Consider the following 16,315-nt stretch of genomic DNA (forward strand, 5'->3'; position numbering starts at 1 on the left):
TTTTCGGGGGCTCAGCTCTGTGTGTGTTTGCGTATTCTTGAGAGTATGACTGCATCTGATCAAGGAACCCGCACTCGTCAGGACGGTTGCCCCGGCAGCCGCAAGGTTCATATCGCAGCTGATGGCGCAATTGGTCGTCTGCGCTTCCCCGGAGGCTTTCTCCCCGCGCCGGGCTTCGCCGTACTCGCCGATTTGGCCGAGAATTTCGGCGACGGTGATATTCACTTCACCTCCCGCGGCAATGTTCAGATCCGTGGCATCACCAACACCGGCGCATTCGCCGATGCCGCGGAAGAAGAGAAGCTGGTTCCCTCCACCAGCCACGACCGCGTACGCAACGTTCTTCAGTCGCCGCTGTCCGGTCGCGTCGGCGGTAAAGCTGATGTGCGCGACCTGGTTCAAGAGTTCGACAAGGCCCTCATCGCGGAGCCGTCGCTGGCAACACTGCCAGGTCGCACACTCATGGCTTTCGACGATGGCCGCGGTGACGTGCTCGGTGAGCGCCCCGACTTCGGTGTTGTCGCCCACGATGAGAACACGTTCGAACTCATCATTGGTGGCGCGACCTCGGGGCTTGTCGTCTCGCGTGACGACGTCGTGGAGGCTCTCATCACCACAGCGAAGGTGTGGAATGACAGCCGTGGTTCAGCCTGGCGCATCGCCGAAGCCAATGCGGCCGAGCGCGTTGCTGATGCCGTAGTCGAGGAATTGGGCGCGCGAGTTCGTCGCCAGGAGCCGACTCCGGCTGAGAGCTTCGATGCCACCGCCGGGCTGTCCCGCCAGATCGGTTGGATTGACCAGCCGGATGGCCTGGTTAGCCTGGCCGCTGGCCTGCGCTTTGGTGTCCTCCCGGCGCGTCTGGCCCGAGCGATCTCGCACACTCAGGTGCCGGTGCATATCACTCCGTGGTACTCGCTGATCCTGCATGATTTGGAAGAGGAAGTTGCCGAACAGGTCGTCAAGGTATTGGCGCCCAATGGTCTGATCTTCGATCGGAAGTCCACCTGGCTGCGCGTCAGCGCCTGCACCGGACGCCCCGGCTGCAAAAAGTCTCTGGCTGACACCCGCGGCGATGCTTCTCACGCAATTGCCGATGGCCGACTGCCCGAGGGGCGCGTGCACTTCTCCGGTTGTGAGCGTCGCTGCGGCAAGCCCAAGGGCGGTTACTTCGACTATCTCGCCACCGGGGACGGAGAATACGAAGTCACTGCTGTGGACTAGGCTTTAAGCCTATGAAGCGCTTTGAGTACAACACCGACGGTGCGGATATTTACCGTAACTCGTTTGCCATCATTCGCGAAGAAAGCGATCTTTCCCGCTTCGATGCCGATGAGGAAACCGTCGCTGTCAGAATGATTCACGCAGCAGGTCAGACCGACCTGGCCAAGGACATCGTCTTTTCCACGGGAGCTGTGCGCGCAGCTCGCCAGGCTCTCGAGGAAGGCGCTCCTATCTTCACCGATGTCAACATGATCGCCTCGGGTATTACCCGCAAGCGCTTACCTGCTGACAACGAGGTCATCTGCCTGCTGCGTGATGAGCGCGTCCCCAAGCTGGCTCAAGAACTCGGCACCACGCGCACTGCTGCCGCCGTGGAGCTGTGGAAGCCACGCCTAGAGGGCGCGGTTGTCGCCATCGGCAACGCTCCCACCGCCCTCTTCCACCTGCTCAACCGCATTAATGAGGGCTCCTTCCCCATGCCCGCTGCCATTTTGGCCATGCCAGTGGGCTTCGTCGGTGCCGCGGAATCAAAGCAGGCCACTATCGACTCCGGTGCCGAAAACCCAGAGCTGAAGTACATCACCGTCACCGGCCGTCGCGGTGGCTCGGCTATCACCTGTGCTGCCCTCAATGCCATTGCGACCGCAAAGGAGATCATCTAAACCATGTCCGGCTCCTACAGTGCTCAGCCTGGTCATCTCTACGGCGTCGGACTCGGTCCCGGCGACGCAGGTCTCATTACACTCCGCGGTGCCGACATCATCCGCACAGCCGATGTCATCGCCTACCATGCAGGAACTCACGGACGTTCCACGGCGCGCTCAATCGCCGCCGAACTGATTGACGCGCGTGACGACGCTGCCGTGGAAGAGCAATTGCAATACCCGGTGACCACCGGGCGCCCAGTCGACTACCGCGAGCAGCTCGCCGGTTTCTATGCAGAGGCCACTGCTCGCCTGCACAAGCACTTGGCCGAGGGACGAAGTGTTGCAGTTCTTTCGCTCGGTGACCCGATGCTCTATAGCTCGTACCAGCATCTGCATCACGCCCTCAGCGAGGACTTTCCCACTGAGATTGTCCCTGGAGTGGCCAGCATTACTGCGGCGGCAGCAGAGATTGGTCAGCCGCTCGGCGAGGCTACCGAAATCGTCAGCGTTGTTCCCGCCACCGCTGATTCCGAGCGCATCGCTGCGGTTCTTGACGCCTCAGACTGTGTAGTCATTATGAAGCTGGGGAAAAACGTTGAGAAGGTTCGTACAGCGTTGCAGTCCGCAGGCATGCTCGAGCGCGCCTACGTTGTCGAGCGAGCAACCATGAATGAGCACACCAGCTACCCGCTGGCCGATGCAGACCCGGAGAAAGTTCCGTACTTCGCAGTAGCCGTCGTGCCTTCCGCTGTCTACGGAACTGAACGGAGTGTTTCTGGGGCGCCTGAGCCAGCTAATGATGCGGCGAGCGATACAGTCACCGATACGGCGACTGAGTCGGCTGCCCCAGCAGTTGGTGAAGTCGTCGTTGTCGGCCTAGGCCCGGGTGCGGAGCGCTGGACCACCCCAGAAGTCACCGAGGAACTGGCCCGAGCCACGGATCTGGTGGGCTACTCCACCTACATCAACCGGGTTCCTGAGCGCGCCGGGCAACGCCGCCACCTCTCAGACAACCGCGTAGAGGCAGAGCGAGCCACTATGGCGCTGGATATCGCCAAGCGTGGAGGTCGAGTTGCGGTGGTCAGTTCCGGTGACCCGGGGGTCTTCGCTATGGCGGCCGCAGTGCTGGAAGTCGCTGATGACGATATGTGGCGAGACATTCCAGTTCGAGTCGTGCCAGGCATGACTGCGGCTCAGGCTGTCGCAAGTCGAGTGGGCGCTCCCCTTGGCCATGACTTTGCGATGCTCAGTCTCTCCGACAGGTTGAAGCCCTGGGAGGTCGTCGTTAAGCGAGTGCGTGCCGTAGCCGGAGCAGACATGGCATTTGCTGTCTACAACCCGGCATCCAAGTCGCGGAGATGGCAGATTCGAGAGCTACGCGCATTGGCCATGGAGTACCGCGAACCGACAACGCCTGTGATTGTGGCACGGGCAGTTGGCTCGGAGCAGGAAAACGTTACCGTGACCACGTTGGCGGAGTTCGATCCGGATGTCGTCGATATGCGAACCATGGTGATTATCGGTTCGTCGTCGACCAAGGCGTATCGTGCCGGCAAGACCACTCGGGTCTACACCGCACGTCACTACGGTGAGGGCGGCACCAGCGGAACTGGCGAGTTGCTGCGTTAGCCGCTACGCCCGGCGGATGACGGCGTTGTACGCCTCATCCACCGTTGTGGCGACGGTGGCGATATCCGCGCCGGGCAGCTGCGGGCGCTGCACGATAACGACCGGCTTCTTTAGGTCGCGGGCTGCCTCAATCTTTGCGTAGGTAGCAGCACCACCGGAGTTTTTGGTCACCACGCAGTCCACGGCGTAATCCCGCATGAGCTTGCGCTCCGCTGCGACATCGTAAGGCCCACGGCTGAGAATAATCTTCCGATTCTTCGGCAGCGGCGGCGCGGGCTGTTCCACACAGCGAATGAGGTAACGGCCGTTGGAGTCACCGGCAAATGGAGCAAGCTGCTGACGGCCAATAGTGAGAAACGGGCTGTAGAAACGGTCGGCAACAACGTCCGCGGCCTCCTGCATAGAGGACACCTCAACCCAGTTGTCGCCTGGCTGCTTCTCCCACGCAGGGCGATGCAGCGCCACGAGCGGAATACCGGTGGCTCGGGCAGCTTCAGCAGCAGATTCGCTGATCTGTTCTGCATACGGATGCGTGGCATCGATGATGACTTCAGTGGCATCGGAGATTAGCCATCGAGTCAGTCCTGCGGGACCGCCAAAACCGCCGATACGGACATTGCCGACGGGCAGCTTGGGGTTGGAAACGCGACCGGCCAGTGACGAGGTGACAAACCAGCCCTCGCCCACTAGGCGCTTGGCCAGGGCGCGGGCTTCAGCAGTTCCACCCAGTATTAGTGCACGCATGGGATGGTCCGTCCGTATTCATCGCGTGGGCGATCATCGCTGTAGAGGTAGCTATCCGGGAACGCCTCGGCGGTGAGCACCTTGCCGACAATGATGACAGCCGTACGAGTCACACCTGCATCCTTGACCTGCTGCGCAATATCAGCCAGCGTACCGCGGAGAATAACCTGTTCCGGACGGGATGCGAAAGCTACCACTGCCACCGGGCCGTGCTCACCATAATGCGGGGTGAGCTCCTCAACCACACGGTCAATATCGTGGGCGGCCAAGTGAATGCACAGGGTCGCGCCCGTGCGACCGAAGTTCTCCAAGGTTTCGCCCTCCGGCATCTTGGAAGCGCGCCCGGAGATACGAGTCAGCACCACTGACTGACCAACGGTTGGCACCGTGAGCTCGTGGCCCAGAGCGGCCGCCGCCGCGGAAAATGCCGGCACACCCGGAACGATTTCGTAGTCAATGCCGAGCTCGCTGAGACGACGAACCTGCTCTGCCAGCGCCGACCACACCGACGGGTCACCGGACTGCAGGCGTGCGACATCCTTGCCCGCCGCATGTGCCGCCTGAATGGTCTCGATGATGGTATCCAGCGGCATACGCGCGGTATTGATAATCTCTGCGCCCTCGGGGCAGTTTTCCAGCACCTCAGGCGGGACAATCGATCCCGCGTAAAGACACACTGGGCAGGAACGAATAAGCCGGTCCGCGCGCAGCGTCAGCAAATCCGCTGCCCCCGGGCCTGCACCGATGAAATACACAGTCATTGTGAGTTACAGAGTCCTCAATATTTTCTAGACAGAGATATTACGTCTATGGTAGCGCAGGCGCTACTGGCTTCTCCGCCACCCACTGCACCACCGGCAACGCAGGGCGCCACGCAGTGAAACTGCCGACTGCACCTGCGCGCTCCACGGAAAGCCGGGTGACATCCCCGCCATAGTCGCGACGCGCCTGCCACAGCAAAGCCTCCGACTCCAGCGTCACGGTGTTTGCGACGATGATGCCACCCGGGGCAAGGCGTTGCCAACAGGTTTCAATCATTCCGTCAGCAGTGAGACCTCCGCCGATGAAAATGGCATCTGGGCGAAGATTCGAGTCAGCCAAAACCCCCGGCGCTGCGCCGTGGTGGACGGTCACATTGCCAGACAGAGCCGCCACATTCTTAGCAATTCGCTCTGCACGAACAGCATCGCGCTCGAAAATTTCCGCACGTCCGCCGTGCCGAGCCCACTCAATGCCAATCGACCCCGTGCCACCGCCGACATCCCACAGCAGAGCTCCCGGCCGCGGATCCAATGCAGCGACCGTCATTTGGCGAATCGGCGCCTTCGTCAGCTGACCATCCGAATCAAAGTCACCGTCGCGCAGCCAGCCGCGCGCGCTTCCCGACGGCTCCACCGCCAGCACCGTGAGGTTGCCAGCTGGAACTGGTGGGTTCGCCACCGTGCCTGCGGCAACGGACTCCGGCAGCCCTGTAGCTTCCGTGCCGCCGAGATTGGTCAGCGCGGTGAGCTTGGTGTCTGGGCGGTCGGCTAAAACCGTAGCGACCTCTTTCACTGAGTCCGCGTTTCGGCACAGCACCAGGAAGGGCCGTAGTGAATCCGCTACCGGTACCACACGCGCGGCTCCAGGTAGCCCCGGCTCCCCTGTCACCAGCGAAATCACCGGAGTGTCATGCAAGGGCCAGCCGAGGTAGGCGCAGGCCAATGAGGCTGACGATGGCGCTGGAATAACCTCCACGGCGCCACGGCCGAGCTCCCGAACCAGGGACGCGCCGACACCGTGGAACATGGGGTCGCCACTGGCGAGGATGACATCGACTGCGGGGTCAATATCTGCCAGGGTGGCCTGCCAGTCCTTCCAGAAGCCACCTGGCCAAGGTGAGAGGTCGGCGTCCAGGTTGACGTCGGCAAGCAAATGGAGCTGACGGGGAGAGCCAATGATGCGGCGAGCCGACGACAACGCCTCGACAGCGCGGGCGGATAGACCAGGGTACCCGTCGCAGCCGATGCCGACGACGCGAAGCTTTGGGCTCATCGGGGCATCTTGCGCCAAATCCAGCGCGGAGTCAGATGTGTGGCGCGTGCGAGCAATGCCAATTTACGCGGCACCCAGACGTGGGGCTTCCGACCGTCGAAAGCAGTGACGGCGGCCTCCGCGACCTCGGCGGGGCGCGAGGACATCGGCGCTGGCTTCATGCCTTCGGTCATGCGGCCGATGACGAAGCCCGGCCGGACAATCGTCAGCTGAATATGGCTCCCGTGCAGGCGGTCCTGCATGCCCTGGAGGAAACCATCGAGACCGGCCTTCGCCGAACCGTAGACGTAGTTGGCGCGGCGCACGCGGGCACCTGCGATAGAGGAAAAGGCCATGATGCGGCCCGCGACCTTATCGCGCACAGGCAGCGTGCCGGAGGCGATGTCGGACTCCATGCGCGCGACAAGCTCAGTGAGAATCGATGCCTGTGCTGTGAAGTCGGTATGAATGACTGCCGCAGCAGCCTCGCCGGACTCCTCACACTTCCGCTGATCACCGAGGATACCGAACGCGACAATCACCGTGTCGATGGGACCGTGCTGCCAGGCGTGCTCGACGAACTGGCGGTGTGCCGCGATGTCATCGGCATCAAAGTGGATGCGGTGCACCGCGACGGCACCGGAGTCGATGAGCCGACCGGCAATGCCGTCGAGCGCCTCAGTGCGGCGCGCAGCGAGCGTGAAGGTGTTGTGGTTGGCCAGTCGCGCGGCAACTTCCCCGCCAATCTCGCTGGTGGCACCAAGAACGAGTACGTGTCCCATGCGCTAGAAAATACCTTTCCTCTAAACCTCGATTAGACGGTAATTAAATCGTGCGGACCATTATTGACCGATTCTCCGCCGTCTTCGGTGACAACGATGATGTCTTCCAGCCGCATACCGAACTCACCCGGCAGGTACACACCCGGCTCCACCGAAAACGCCATGCCAGGCTCGAGCTTGAGCTCATTGCCAGCCATAATGAACGGCTCTTCATGCGTGGACAGGCCAATGCCATGACCAGTGCGGTGGATGAAGTACTCGCCGTAGCCCGCAGCGGTGAGGCTATTGCGCGCAATCGCATCGATCTCTGCAGCCGTTATACCGGGGCGCACCGCCGCCACGGCAGCTTCCTGCGCCTTGCGCAGAGCCGTCCACGCTGCAGCTTCCTTCTCCCCCGGCTTGCCGACGACATAGGTGCGCGTGCAATCGGAGTGGTAGCCAAGCGGCAAGGTGCCTCCGATATCGACGACCACCACGTCGCCTTCCTCGATGACGCGGTCGGAGAAATCGTGGTGCGGATTCGCGCCATTTTCAGCGGAGCCGACAATGACGAAGTCAATGGCGACGTGCCCCTCCTCCAGGATGGCAGCCGAGATCTCGTCGGCGACCTCGCGCTCAGTGCGACCTGCGCGCAGCATGCCCGGCACACGAGCGTGAACGCGGTCAATAGCGGCGCCGGCCTCGCGCAGCTGTTCAATCTCAGCGGCGTCCTTGCGCATGAACAGTTCCTTCAGAAGGTCTCCGGCCAACACAGTTTTAGCTCTGGTGAGATCCTGAATGGGAATCAAGTGGTCAGCGGTCAAAGAGGCTCCCACTGCGAGGGTGCCCACGTGGCCCACCAAGTCGGCGACAATGCGGTGCGGATTCTCTCCGTCTTCCCACAACACCACATCGGCGTTGAGATCACCGATAGCGCACAGCGGCAGATCCCCGCGCTCCACGGCGGGCAGTACCAACGTGGTGGTGCCGGATGCAGTGACCACCAGCGCGGTCAGGCGTTCATGCGAAGTGACCGCAGAACCAATGAGATACTGCAGGTCAGCGCCGGTTCCAAAGACTGCAGCGTCCGCATCGCGGCTGCGGAGTAGCTCCGCAGTGCGATCCAGACGCTGCTGATAGATGTCAAAGCTAAAGATACCGTTGCTCATAGTTGCCAACTGTACCCGTCGGCCTGTGCCCGTCTCCGGTTGAGTGGCCTCGGGGCGACGAGGCTTCGGCTGACCAACGTAACCGGCAACTAATTGTTCAGCGCCACTACGCCCCTGCGAATTGCCTGAATAGCCTCGGCGGACTTGTCGCGAATGTCCGTGGAGTAGCCCGTCTTCTTGATCTGCTGCAGCAGGTCAATGACCTGACGGCACCAGCGGACAAAGTCACCTGGAGTCAGCTCCGCGCCACTCTCGGCGGCGGCTTGCAGGCAGTACCCCAGCGGTGCACCCGCAGTCCACTGATGAATTGCCGTAGCAAAAGCCATATCCGGCAAGTCCGTTACCGGCAGCCGGTAACGGCGCTCATCCTCCGACAGTTCCTCCCAGATGCGGTAGGTGTTCCCCAGCGCCTTGGCCAGCGGCTCGGTAGGCACCTCGTCACTGCCTTGACTGGCCTTGCGGTTTTCAAAGACCAAGCTCGACACCGCACCGGCCAGTTCCGCGGGGTCCAGGTCATCCCAAATACCGCGGCGCAGACACGTGGCCACCAGCAAATCCGAGCCGTTGTGAATCTGCGCCAGCCGCAGGCCTTCCTCGGTAATTGTCGGCTCCGCGCCCTCCCGCCATTCCACGTAGTCCATTTGTGTTAGCAACTGCAGCATGCGGTCGAATGTGCGCGCCAATGTATCCGAGGCGGAATCGACGCGCTTTTGCAGCTTGGCCACATGCGCCTCGGCCTGCCGCAGCGTATCGGCGTGACGAGCCATCGTCTCCACCGCAGGATCGCCATGTAGCGGATGCTCGCGCAGCTCCTGGCGCAACTTCCTCACCGCCGGCGAGTTGCCACCAGTGCGACGCTTCAGCCTCTTTGGTCCCTTTAGCCCCTTGCGGCCAATCTCTGCGCGCACAATTCCGAGTGCACGTCGCGGATGCCGGTCCGCATCCCGAGGCAGCTTAATCGCGCCGACCGTCTGCGGCGCCGCTGGGAAGATATGCGGCTCTACACGCCCCACGAACCCGCCGACACTGATGACACCGGGACGTGGATTCGACTTCGAATGGTCCTGTCGGTACACGACCGCCAGCTGCACCTTCTTACCCTTCGGCAGAGGAATAACCTCGCCTCGACGGAGTCTGCGCAGCGCGGTCACTGTTTCCGTGTGGCGGTCTTCAATATTGCGGCGCTTGGCGTTCTTCTCCTCCTGGGTCAGCTTCGCGCGCAGATCCAGATATTCAAGCATCTGGGTCAGGCGCTCGTCGTCACGCGAACTGCCTTCCTCGCTTGACGACGACCCCTCAGCCTCCGCCCCTTCAGCGTGCGCGTCGGCTCCCCTGCCGAGCAGTTCCGCACGCAGGGCCGCGGCTTCTTGCTTTGCCTTGGACAGTTCGGCGGCGACTCCGACGATGTCGCCATCCGCCTGGAACTGTGCGAATGAGCGCTCCATGACGCGCTTCGAGCCGTCGTAACCGAGCGTCTGCAGGAGGTTGACGCTCATGTTGTAGCTCGGCGCGAAGGTGGAAATCAGCGGGTATGTGCGCGTAGATGCCAGCCCTGCGACAGCCTTCGGATCCATTGCCGGGGCCCACTGCACCACTGCATTGCCGACAGTGTCAATACCGCGGCGGCCAGCGCGACCGGTCATCTGCGTGTACTGACCCGGCGTGAGATCCACATGTGCTTCGCCGTTGAACTTGACCAGCTTCTCCAGCACGACCGTGCGGGCAGGCATGTTGATGCCCAGCGCAAGCGTCTCGGTGGCGAAGACAACCTTGACCAGGCCTTCGTTAAAGAGCTCTTCCACAATGTGCCGGAACGCAGGCAGCATGCCCGCATGGTGCGCCGCAAAACCACGGATGAGAATGCGGCGCCAGCGCAGGAAACCGAGAACCTGCAGATCTTCCTTCGGAATGTGTGCAACACCGTCATCGATAATCTTGGCGATGCGCTCCTGCTCATCCCGGTCAGTGAGCTCTGCGCGCGTAGCACCGACCTGCGCCAGCGCGCCTTCGCAGCCCGCGCGGGAGAAGATGAAAACGATCGCGGGCAGCATGTTCATGGAGCCGAGCATGCGGATAACATCGCCGCGCTTCGGCGGACGGAACTTGCGCTGCCCCTTATCGCCCCAGCTATACGAGCGCCCACCGCCCTTGTGCTTTTTGTACTGGTAGCGCTCCCTGGCCCCAGCGTCGCCGTAGCCGAACTCGGCACGACGGCACGCCTCCAACAGGTCCTGATTGACCTTGTCCGACTTCGCCTCGAAGAGTGGATAGAGCCGGTTTCCCACCAGCATGTGCTGATGCAGCGGAACCGGGCGCAGATCCGTGACAATAACGTCCGTGTGCCCGCGCACCGTGGAAAGCCAGCGACCGAACTCCTCGGAGTTGGACACCGTCGCCGACAAACCGATGACGGCCACGGATTGGTCGAGGTTCAAAATAACCTCTTCCCACACAGCGCCGCGCTCGCGGTCAGCGAGGTAGTGAATCTCATCCATCACCACATGCGTGAGCTTCTTCAGCGTCGGCGAGTTCGCGTAAATCATATTGCGCAGCACCTCGGTGGTCATCACCACGATGTCCGCGTCGCCGTTAATCGAAGTGTCGCCAGTGAGCAGGCCCACGCGGTCTTCGCCGTAGTCCTCGACTAGGTCGTGGTACTTCTGGTTGCTCAACGCCTTGATAGGTGTGGTGTAAAAGCACTTGCCGCCACGCTCAAGAGCTGCATAAATAGCGAATTCGCCAACAATAGTCTTGCCCGCGCCGGTGGGTGCACAGACGACAACGCCCCGCCCTGCCTCAATTGATTGGCAGGCGCGGAGCTGAAAGTCGTCAAGATCGAAATCCTGTTGGCTGACGAAATCGCCGAGAAGAGTCATGCCTCTAGAGTGTCATAAACCGCGCTAGAGAACATCATCAAAGTCGCTCGTCGGACGATTTCGCAAGTCCTGCGTCGGCATCGGAGTCTCCGGAATCATGCCCTGTGGCCGTGGTGGACGCGAATTGCGAGTAGGACGCATCTGGGATGCCCGCGTCGGCGTCGGCGCGTTCACTGGCGTGGGACCAGAGACCGGAGAGGTCGTCGGGGCCGCTGATGCCGTCGGCATGCCGCCCGGCTGAATCGACGTCGGCGCACTTACTGAAGTCGGGGCGTCAATGCCGCCCACGTCACCGATACCGCCGGCGGAGCCAATCGGGCCGGACGCTGTAATGGGTCCGGAGCCTTGCTCGTCATCGACGTCCAACCAATCAGGTCGCTCATTTGCTTTACGACGGTCATGGAGACGACAAATCTGGATTGCGATTTCCACCAGCAACGTCAGTGCCGTTGCCATTGCGACCATGGATATTGGTTCCTGCCCCGGAGTCATGAAGGCCGCAAAGATGAACAGCGACATAATGATGATGCTGCGCTTGTCCTTGATGCTCTCGTAGGTAACGACACCGGCCATGTTCAGCATGACCAGGAAAAGCGGAACCTCAAAGCTCACGCCAAAGCAGACGATGAGCGCCAAGAGGAAACCGAAGTATTGCGAACCGGTGAGTGCAGAAATTTGCGTCTCTTCACCAATCTGGAGCAAGAACTCCAGACCGATGGCGACAACGTAGTAGGCCAGGACGGAACCCATGACAAACAGCAGCGCGGCGGCAGTCACAACTCTGCGCGTGGTGCGGCGTTCCTTCCGAACCAAGCCGGGAGTGATGTAGGCCCAAATCTGGTAGAGCCACCATGGCGACGACATCACCAGACCGGCCAGCGCACCGACCTTCAGACGCAGCATGAACATTTCAAACGGACTGGTCGCCAGCAGACGACACTCCGCGCCCTCACCGCCGCCGAGACGCATCTCGGGTGGAAGCTGACAGTACGGATCCTTGAGCAACTCACCCAGGGACTTAAAGTGCACAGGGCCAACATTGACCGAGGTAAGCGGTATGCGGAACTGACCAATGGTAAAGGCTGTCTGATACCAGATAAAGCCCACAACAGTGCCAACGGCAATACCAGCGAGGGCGAGAACGAGGCGACGCCGGAGCTCTTGAATGTGCTCGACAATAGTCATCACGCCCTCGGGATTGCGCCTACGCTGGCGCTTCCGAGGACGTGATGTGGATGTAGCTGAAGTCACGCTTCAACCGGCCTTCTACTACTGCTGCGGCTGGCCAGGGTTGTTCTGGCCAGGCTGCGGCTGGTACGGCTGCTGCGGCTGAGCCTGCGGTGCCGGCTGCTGGTACTGCTGCTGCGGCTGGTACGGCTGCTGTGGCTGGGCTTGCGGAGCCTGCTGAATTGCAGCCTGCTCCTGGTGCTCGTCATCGTTGCGCATTTCCTTGACTTCGGACTTGAAGATACGCATGGAGCGGCCGAGCGAACGTGCGGCATCCGGCAACTTCTTTGCACCAAAGAGCAAGACAAGAACGACCAGGATAATGATGATTTCCCAGGGACCTAGGTTCGGCATCCGCTTAGAGACCTTTCGAATGAATACAAATACAAGTGGCAAGTTGCCACATCGTGCGCGATTAAAGCTTTGATTTAAGCCTTGTCGTTTCGACCATACTCTGCCAAAGCTTCGCGGGCTCGCGCAACAACGGCGTTTTTCAATTTTAAGGGCTCAGCGACCGTTACGCTCGGTGAACGGCGGAGCACAAAGGAGACTGTTGCGGCCAAGTCGGACATCGGCACGTCAGCGACATATTCCGACTGCCCTAAGCCTTGGTCAGAGACCAGTTCGGTATCCTCTTCTTCTCCCTCATCTTCGGTAAAGAAGACCGGTTCATAGTCTGCGATCCAGGTGGCGTCGGCGTCGATAAGCACACTTGCCCATTCGGACGTTCCCGTTTCCGCACCAAAGGCGTGGGGATCACGGATATCGAAAGGCTCGGGGCGGTGGAAACCGGCGGGAGTGTCGAGGACCTCGGCGGCCTCCAGGCGGTCGACGCGGAAGCTCTTCTGGCGACGGTCTTCCTGCGCACGGTCCACAGCGCGGAGGTACGTCGTGGATTCAACTGTATAAACGTTGACACAGTCAAGCTCACGGACTGTAATCTGCCCTGAGGCATTCCGGTAGCGCACCTTCAACACCTTGCGCTGATGCAGCGCGGAATAAATCTGCTCAGAAAAGGAAAAGGCCTTGCCATTTTCCGCAGCGGTCGAGTCAATGATGGGGACGTTTATTCCCAGAGCACTGCGTAGTTTTGTCGCGGCCGTCTGCGCGGCCTCGGAGGAAGTGGTGGCTGCGGAGTCCTCGATGGTTTCCAGGATGAGCAGCAAGGTCGCGGTTTCTTCGGCTGTGAGCGCACGTGGCTGGCTGAGCACCGTTGCCTGAGGCCGAATGCGGACATCAAAGCTGTTGCGGTAATCAACTTCAAAAGCCCGCACTCCGAGGAGTCCCGGCTGGTCGATGTCGGCAATCTGCTCCACGATTGCCCGAATTCGGGCAAAAGGTATGGCCAGCTCGGTAGCGGCCTCTGTCATTGAACGGTGCTGCGAAAAGTACGGTACGACCGCCAACAACTCGTCGACACTGACATTCGCGTCAAGTTCCCGGGCTGCATGCACTGTCATTAGTTGCCCTCCAAAGCGTTCTTCGCACCATTCGATCCGCCATGGCGAGCGAGTACCTGCTCCAACCGAGCAATAATCTCCGACCGTGCCTCTTCAGGTGATTCCACAATCAAATCCGGTGCGTAACTCAAACCTGTGGACACAATCTCACTCACAGGTGCCGCTGGCAGCTCGTAGCGCCCATCCCCCAACGCGGTCGCTTTCATCACCACATCAGCGCAGGTATTCGGAGCGATACGAACAACCGCCTGATAGGTCTTGCCACCGCGGTGCAACATGTTTTCCGCAATCTGTTGCAAGTCACCATCGGGCATTGGCTGGGTCGCCGACGTCCCTGTATCCGACACATCGCGGATACGGCTGAGCCGGAACATACGCGCGGCCTCACGCTGCGGATCAAAGCCCAACACATAAAAGCGCCCGCGCAGGTTAATCAGACCCCACGGCTCCAGCATGCGCAGTTCATCATCCACGCCGTACTGGCGGGAGTACCACATCTCCACTGTCCGGCGCGGCGAGGTCATCGCGGTCAGCAGTGTGCTGAAATCCACTCGACTCATATCCACCGCATCGGCCACCACCACCGACTCATCCGGCTTCGCAATGGCGCTGCGCTGCGCAAACGATGCGAGCTTCCGCCACGCCGCCACAGCCGTCGAGCTCAGCTCCTCCGAACCAAACGCCGCATTCGCCGCCTGGAAAACCACCGAAGCCTCCGCTTCAGTGAACTCGGGGTCGTGCTGGGGCCACCGTAGTCTGTTCAGGCGCAGACGTTTGACCTTATCGCCCGCGCTTGACGACGAAACCTCCACCGGGACCCCGGCTGCCAGGAGTGCCGCGGTGTCCGCACGTAAATAACGAGCCCGGGAATCCTCGGAAACACGGGAGTAACCCTCGACATGTTTGGAGATCCACGACTCGCTGACCCACCCGGTGTCGTCGGCAAGCGCCAACAGCAGCTGAACCTGACGTTGGTTCTCACTGATCGCAGCGGATCCGGGGTTTTCCGATACCGGTGAGACAGACACGACTGTGGGGCTCCTTTTCCTGGGGCAGTTTCCGGGGACGGAACTAGTTATTCGAATCCGTATCCGAGGTCTTCTTCGCGGCCGTCAGAATCTCGATCATCTCATTGACCTCATCGTTTTCCGTGGCAAAGGGGTCGCCGAGCATAGTGGAGATGGGATCGTCGCCGGAGATTTTCAGGTGTGTCCAGTCCACTACGGTCTTCAAACTGGAGTCTTCGGCTGCAACGAGGAAATCACCGCGCAGCTTCGCACGAGTAGTTGGCGGTGCGATGCGGACCGCCTCAGCGACCTGCTCATCGGTAATCCACCGCGAGGCAATACCACGGGCTTCCAGCGCGCGGAAGATGCCTCGGCCGGGACGGATGTCGTGGTAGGCCAAGTCGATTTGATGAAGCTTGGGGTCCTCCAGCGTTAGACCGCGGTCCAGGTAGCGCTTCATGAGCGAGTACTTAATGGCCCAGTCAATGTCGTGCTCAATGAGAGACCAGTCACCGGTTTCCACGGCATCGAGCGCGCGACCCCACAGCTCGACAATGCGGCTCATTTCTTCGTTGGACGTGCCGGCACCGGCAATGCCCTTGTCCTCGTTGACCATGTTTTCTTCGCGGACCTTCAGCCACTCCGTCGCAGCGTCCAGGAACTCGCGTTGAATCTGCAGTGCGGTGGCAGTTTCGCCACTGCGCAGTGGAATCTCGGCCTTGCCGGTCATATCGCGGCTCACCGCACGGATGGACTTGATTTCGTTGGCGACTTCGAAGTCCGGCAACTTCACGCCGGCTTCAATCATCTCCAGTACCAGCTGAGTGGAGCCAATTTTGAGCGCAGTCGTCGTCTCACTCATGTTGGAGTCGCCCACGATGACGTGCAAGCGGCGGAATCGGTTGGAGTCCGCGTGTGGCTCATCGCGAGTGTTAATAATCGGCCGGGAGCGCGTCGTTGCACTGGAGACGCCCTCCCACACATGATCCGCGCGCTGCGAGAAGCAGTACTGAATCGGATCGTTGTGATACGGCGAGGTTGGGTACGGCAGGAAAATCTTCCCCGCGCCACAGATGAGCTGTCGCGTAACCAAGAAAGGTAGCAGCAGCTTGGACAGGGACTTCAGTCCCAGTTCACGTCCAACCAGGTAGTTTTCGTGACAACCGTAGGAGTTACCGACGGTATCAACGTTGTTCTTCAGCAGGTAGACCTTGCCACCGATGCCCTCGTCGGCAAGCTCTGCTTCAGCCTTTTCAGCGAGTTCATTCAAGATGACCTCGCCCGAGCGGTCGTACGCTACCAGCTGCGAGACCGAATCGCACTCAGCGGTAGCGTACTCCGGGTGGCTTCCGACATCGAGGTACATACGACCAGCATTGGGGGTGAAAATGTTGGTTGCCCCGTACTTAGCGATCACCGGGCGGAACATGTAGCGGGCAATCTCATCCGGTCCCAGACGGCGCGAGCCATCCAGCGTCAGAGTGATGCCGAACTCGGTCTCAATACCGGTGATGCGTCGGGTCAACGCCTGTGCCGGTACCGGTGTCGGCGTTGCTTCCGG

14 protein-coding genes are annotated in these 16,315 nt (G+C 60.9%); 3 read left to right on the top strand and 11 right to left on the bottom strand.

Translation table 11 applies throughout. The features are described 5' to 3' along the window. Positions 1-45: 45 nt before the first annotated feature. From cobG to cobJ, 3 genes are read left to right on the top strand one after another with little or no spacing between them, the layout of a single operon-like run. Positions 46-1,221 (top strand): precorrin-3B synthase, encoded by a 1,176-nt coding sequence (gene cobG, locus HMPREF3135_RS01135; RefSeq protein ID WP_065419943.1) that lies wholly within the window; start codon positions 46-48, stop codon positions 1,219-1,221. Between the two features lie 11 nt (positions 1,222-1,232). After that, the gene (locus tag HMPREF3135_RS01140) at positions 1,233-1,883 is read left to right on the top strand and encodes a precorrin-8X methylmutase (protein ID WP_048734062.1); all 651 of its coding nucleotides are present in this window, start codon (positions 1,233-1,235) and stop codon (positions 1,881-1,883) included. 3 nt (positions 1,884-1,886) lie between these two features. Continuing rightward, positions 1,887-3,497, top strand: coding sequence for a precorrin-3B C(17)-methyltransferase (cobJ, locus tag HMPREF3135_RS01145; RefSeq protein ID WP_048734064.1), 1,611 nt, complete (start codon positions 1,887-1,889; stop codon positions 3,495-3,497). A 3-nt stretch (positions 3,498-3,500) separates the two neighbouring features. Here cobJ and HMPREF3135_RS01150 read toward each other — a convergent pair whose 3' ends face one another. The 11 genes from HMPREF3135_RS01150 to pafA all read right to left on the bottom strand — a co-directional run bounded on the left by HMPREF3135_RS01150 (position 3,501) and on the right by pafA (position 16,279). Next, a complete protein-coding gene (locus HMPREF3135_RS01150) occupies positions 3,501-4,241 on the bottom strand; it encodes a cobalt-precorrin-6A reductase (protein ID WP_048734066.1) in 741 nt (246 codons plus the stop codon). After that, positions 4,229-5,002, bottom strand: coding sequence for a precorrin-4 C(11)-methyltransferase (gene cobM / locus HMPREF3135_RS01155; RefSeq protein ID WP_048734069.1), 774 nt, complete (start codon positions 5,000-5,002; stop codon positions 4,229-4,231). Before cobM ends, HMPREF3135_RS01150 begins: the two co-directional genes overlap by 13 nt. 46 nt (positions 5,003-5,048) lie before the next feature. Next, complete coding sequence (locus tag HMPREF3135_RS01160) at positions 5,049-6,275, bottom strand: bifunctional cobalt-precorrin-7 (C(5))-methyltransferase/cobalt-precorrin-6B (C(15))-methyltransferase (RefSeq protein ID WP_070429699.1); 1,227 nt, start codon at positions 6,273-6,275, stop codon at positions 5,049-5,051. Next, the gene (locus tag HMPREF3135_RS01165; RefSeq protein ID WP_048734074.1) at positions 6,272-7,036 is read right to left on the bottom strand and encodes an SDR family NAD(P)-dependent oxidoreductase; all 765 of its coding nucleotides are present in this window, start codon (positions 7,034-7,036) and stop codon (positions 6,272-6,274) included. The genes HMPREF3135_RS01160 and HMPREF3135_RS01165 overlap by 4 nt, the downstream gene beginning before the upstream one ends. Before the next feature lie 32 nt (positions 7,037-7,068). Continuing rightward, on the bottom strand, positions 7,069-8,184 hold the full coding sequence (locus HMPREF3135_RS01170; RefSeq protein WP_070429701.1) for a M24 family metallopeptidase: 1,116 nt from the start codon (positions 8,182-8,184) through the stop codon (positions 7,069-7,071). Between the two features lie 89 nt (positions 8,185-8,273). Next, positions 8,274-11,060 (bottom strand): DEAD/DEAH box helicase, encoded by a 2,787-nt coding sequence (locus tag HMPREF3135_RS01175; protein WP_070437454.1) that lies wholly within the window; start codon positions 11,058-11,060, stop codon positions 8,274-8,276. A gap of 24 nt (positions 11,061-11,084) precedes the next feature. Beyond that, positions 11,085-12,311 carry a twin-arginine translocase subunit TatC gene (gene tatC, locus HMPREF3135_RS01180; RefSeq protein ID WP_065421716.1) on the bottom strand — a complete coding sequence of 409 codons (1,227 nt, stop codon included), beginning with the start codon at positions 12,309-12,311 and terminating at the stop codon, positions 11,085-11,087. A gap of 18 nt (positions 12,312-12,329) precedes the next feature. Beyond that, positions 12,330-12,641 carry a Sec-independent protein translocase subunit TatA gene (tatA, locus tag HMPREF3135_RS01185; protein ID WP_048734080.1) on the bottom strand — a complete coding sequence of 104 codons (312 nt, stop codon included), beginning with the start codon at positions 12,639-12,641 and terminating at the stop codon, positions 12,330-12,332. A gap of 74 nt (positions 12,642-12,715) precedes the next feature. Continuing rightward, entirely contained in the window at positions 12,716-13,747 is a 1,032-nt protein-coding gene (locus tag HMPREF3135_RS01190; RefSeq protein WP_049189895.1) for a helix-turn-helix transcriptional regulator, read from the bottom strand. Further along, positions 13,747-14,775, bottom strand: coding sequence for a helix-turn-helix transcriptional regulator (locus HMPREF3135_RS01195; protein WP_049189894.1), 1,029 nt, complete (start codon positions 14,773-14,775; stop codon positions 13,747-13,749). Before HMPREF3135_RS01195 ends, HMPREF3135_RS01190 begins: the two co-directional genes overlap by 1 nt. 43 nt (positions 14,776-14,818) lie before the next feature. Beyond that, positions 14,819-16,279 (bottom strand): Pup--protein ligase, encoded by a 1,461-nt coding sequence (pafA, locus tag HMPREF3135_RS01200; RefSeq protein WP_049189969.1) that lies wholly within the window; start codon positions 16,277-16,279, stop codon positions 14,819-14,821. Positions 16,280-16,315 lie beyond the last annotated feature (36 nt).

This window comes from Corynebacterium sp. HMSC14H10 (genome assembly GCF_001807105.1).
In the GTDB taxonomy this organism is placed as follows: Bacteria; Actinomycetota; Actinomycetes; order Mycobacteriales; family Mycobacteriaceae; genus Corynebacterium; species Corynebacterium jeikeium_D.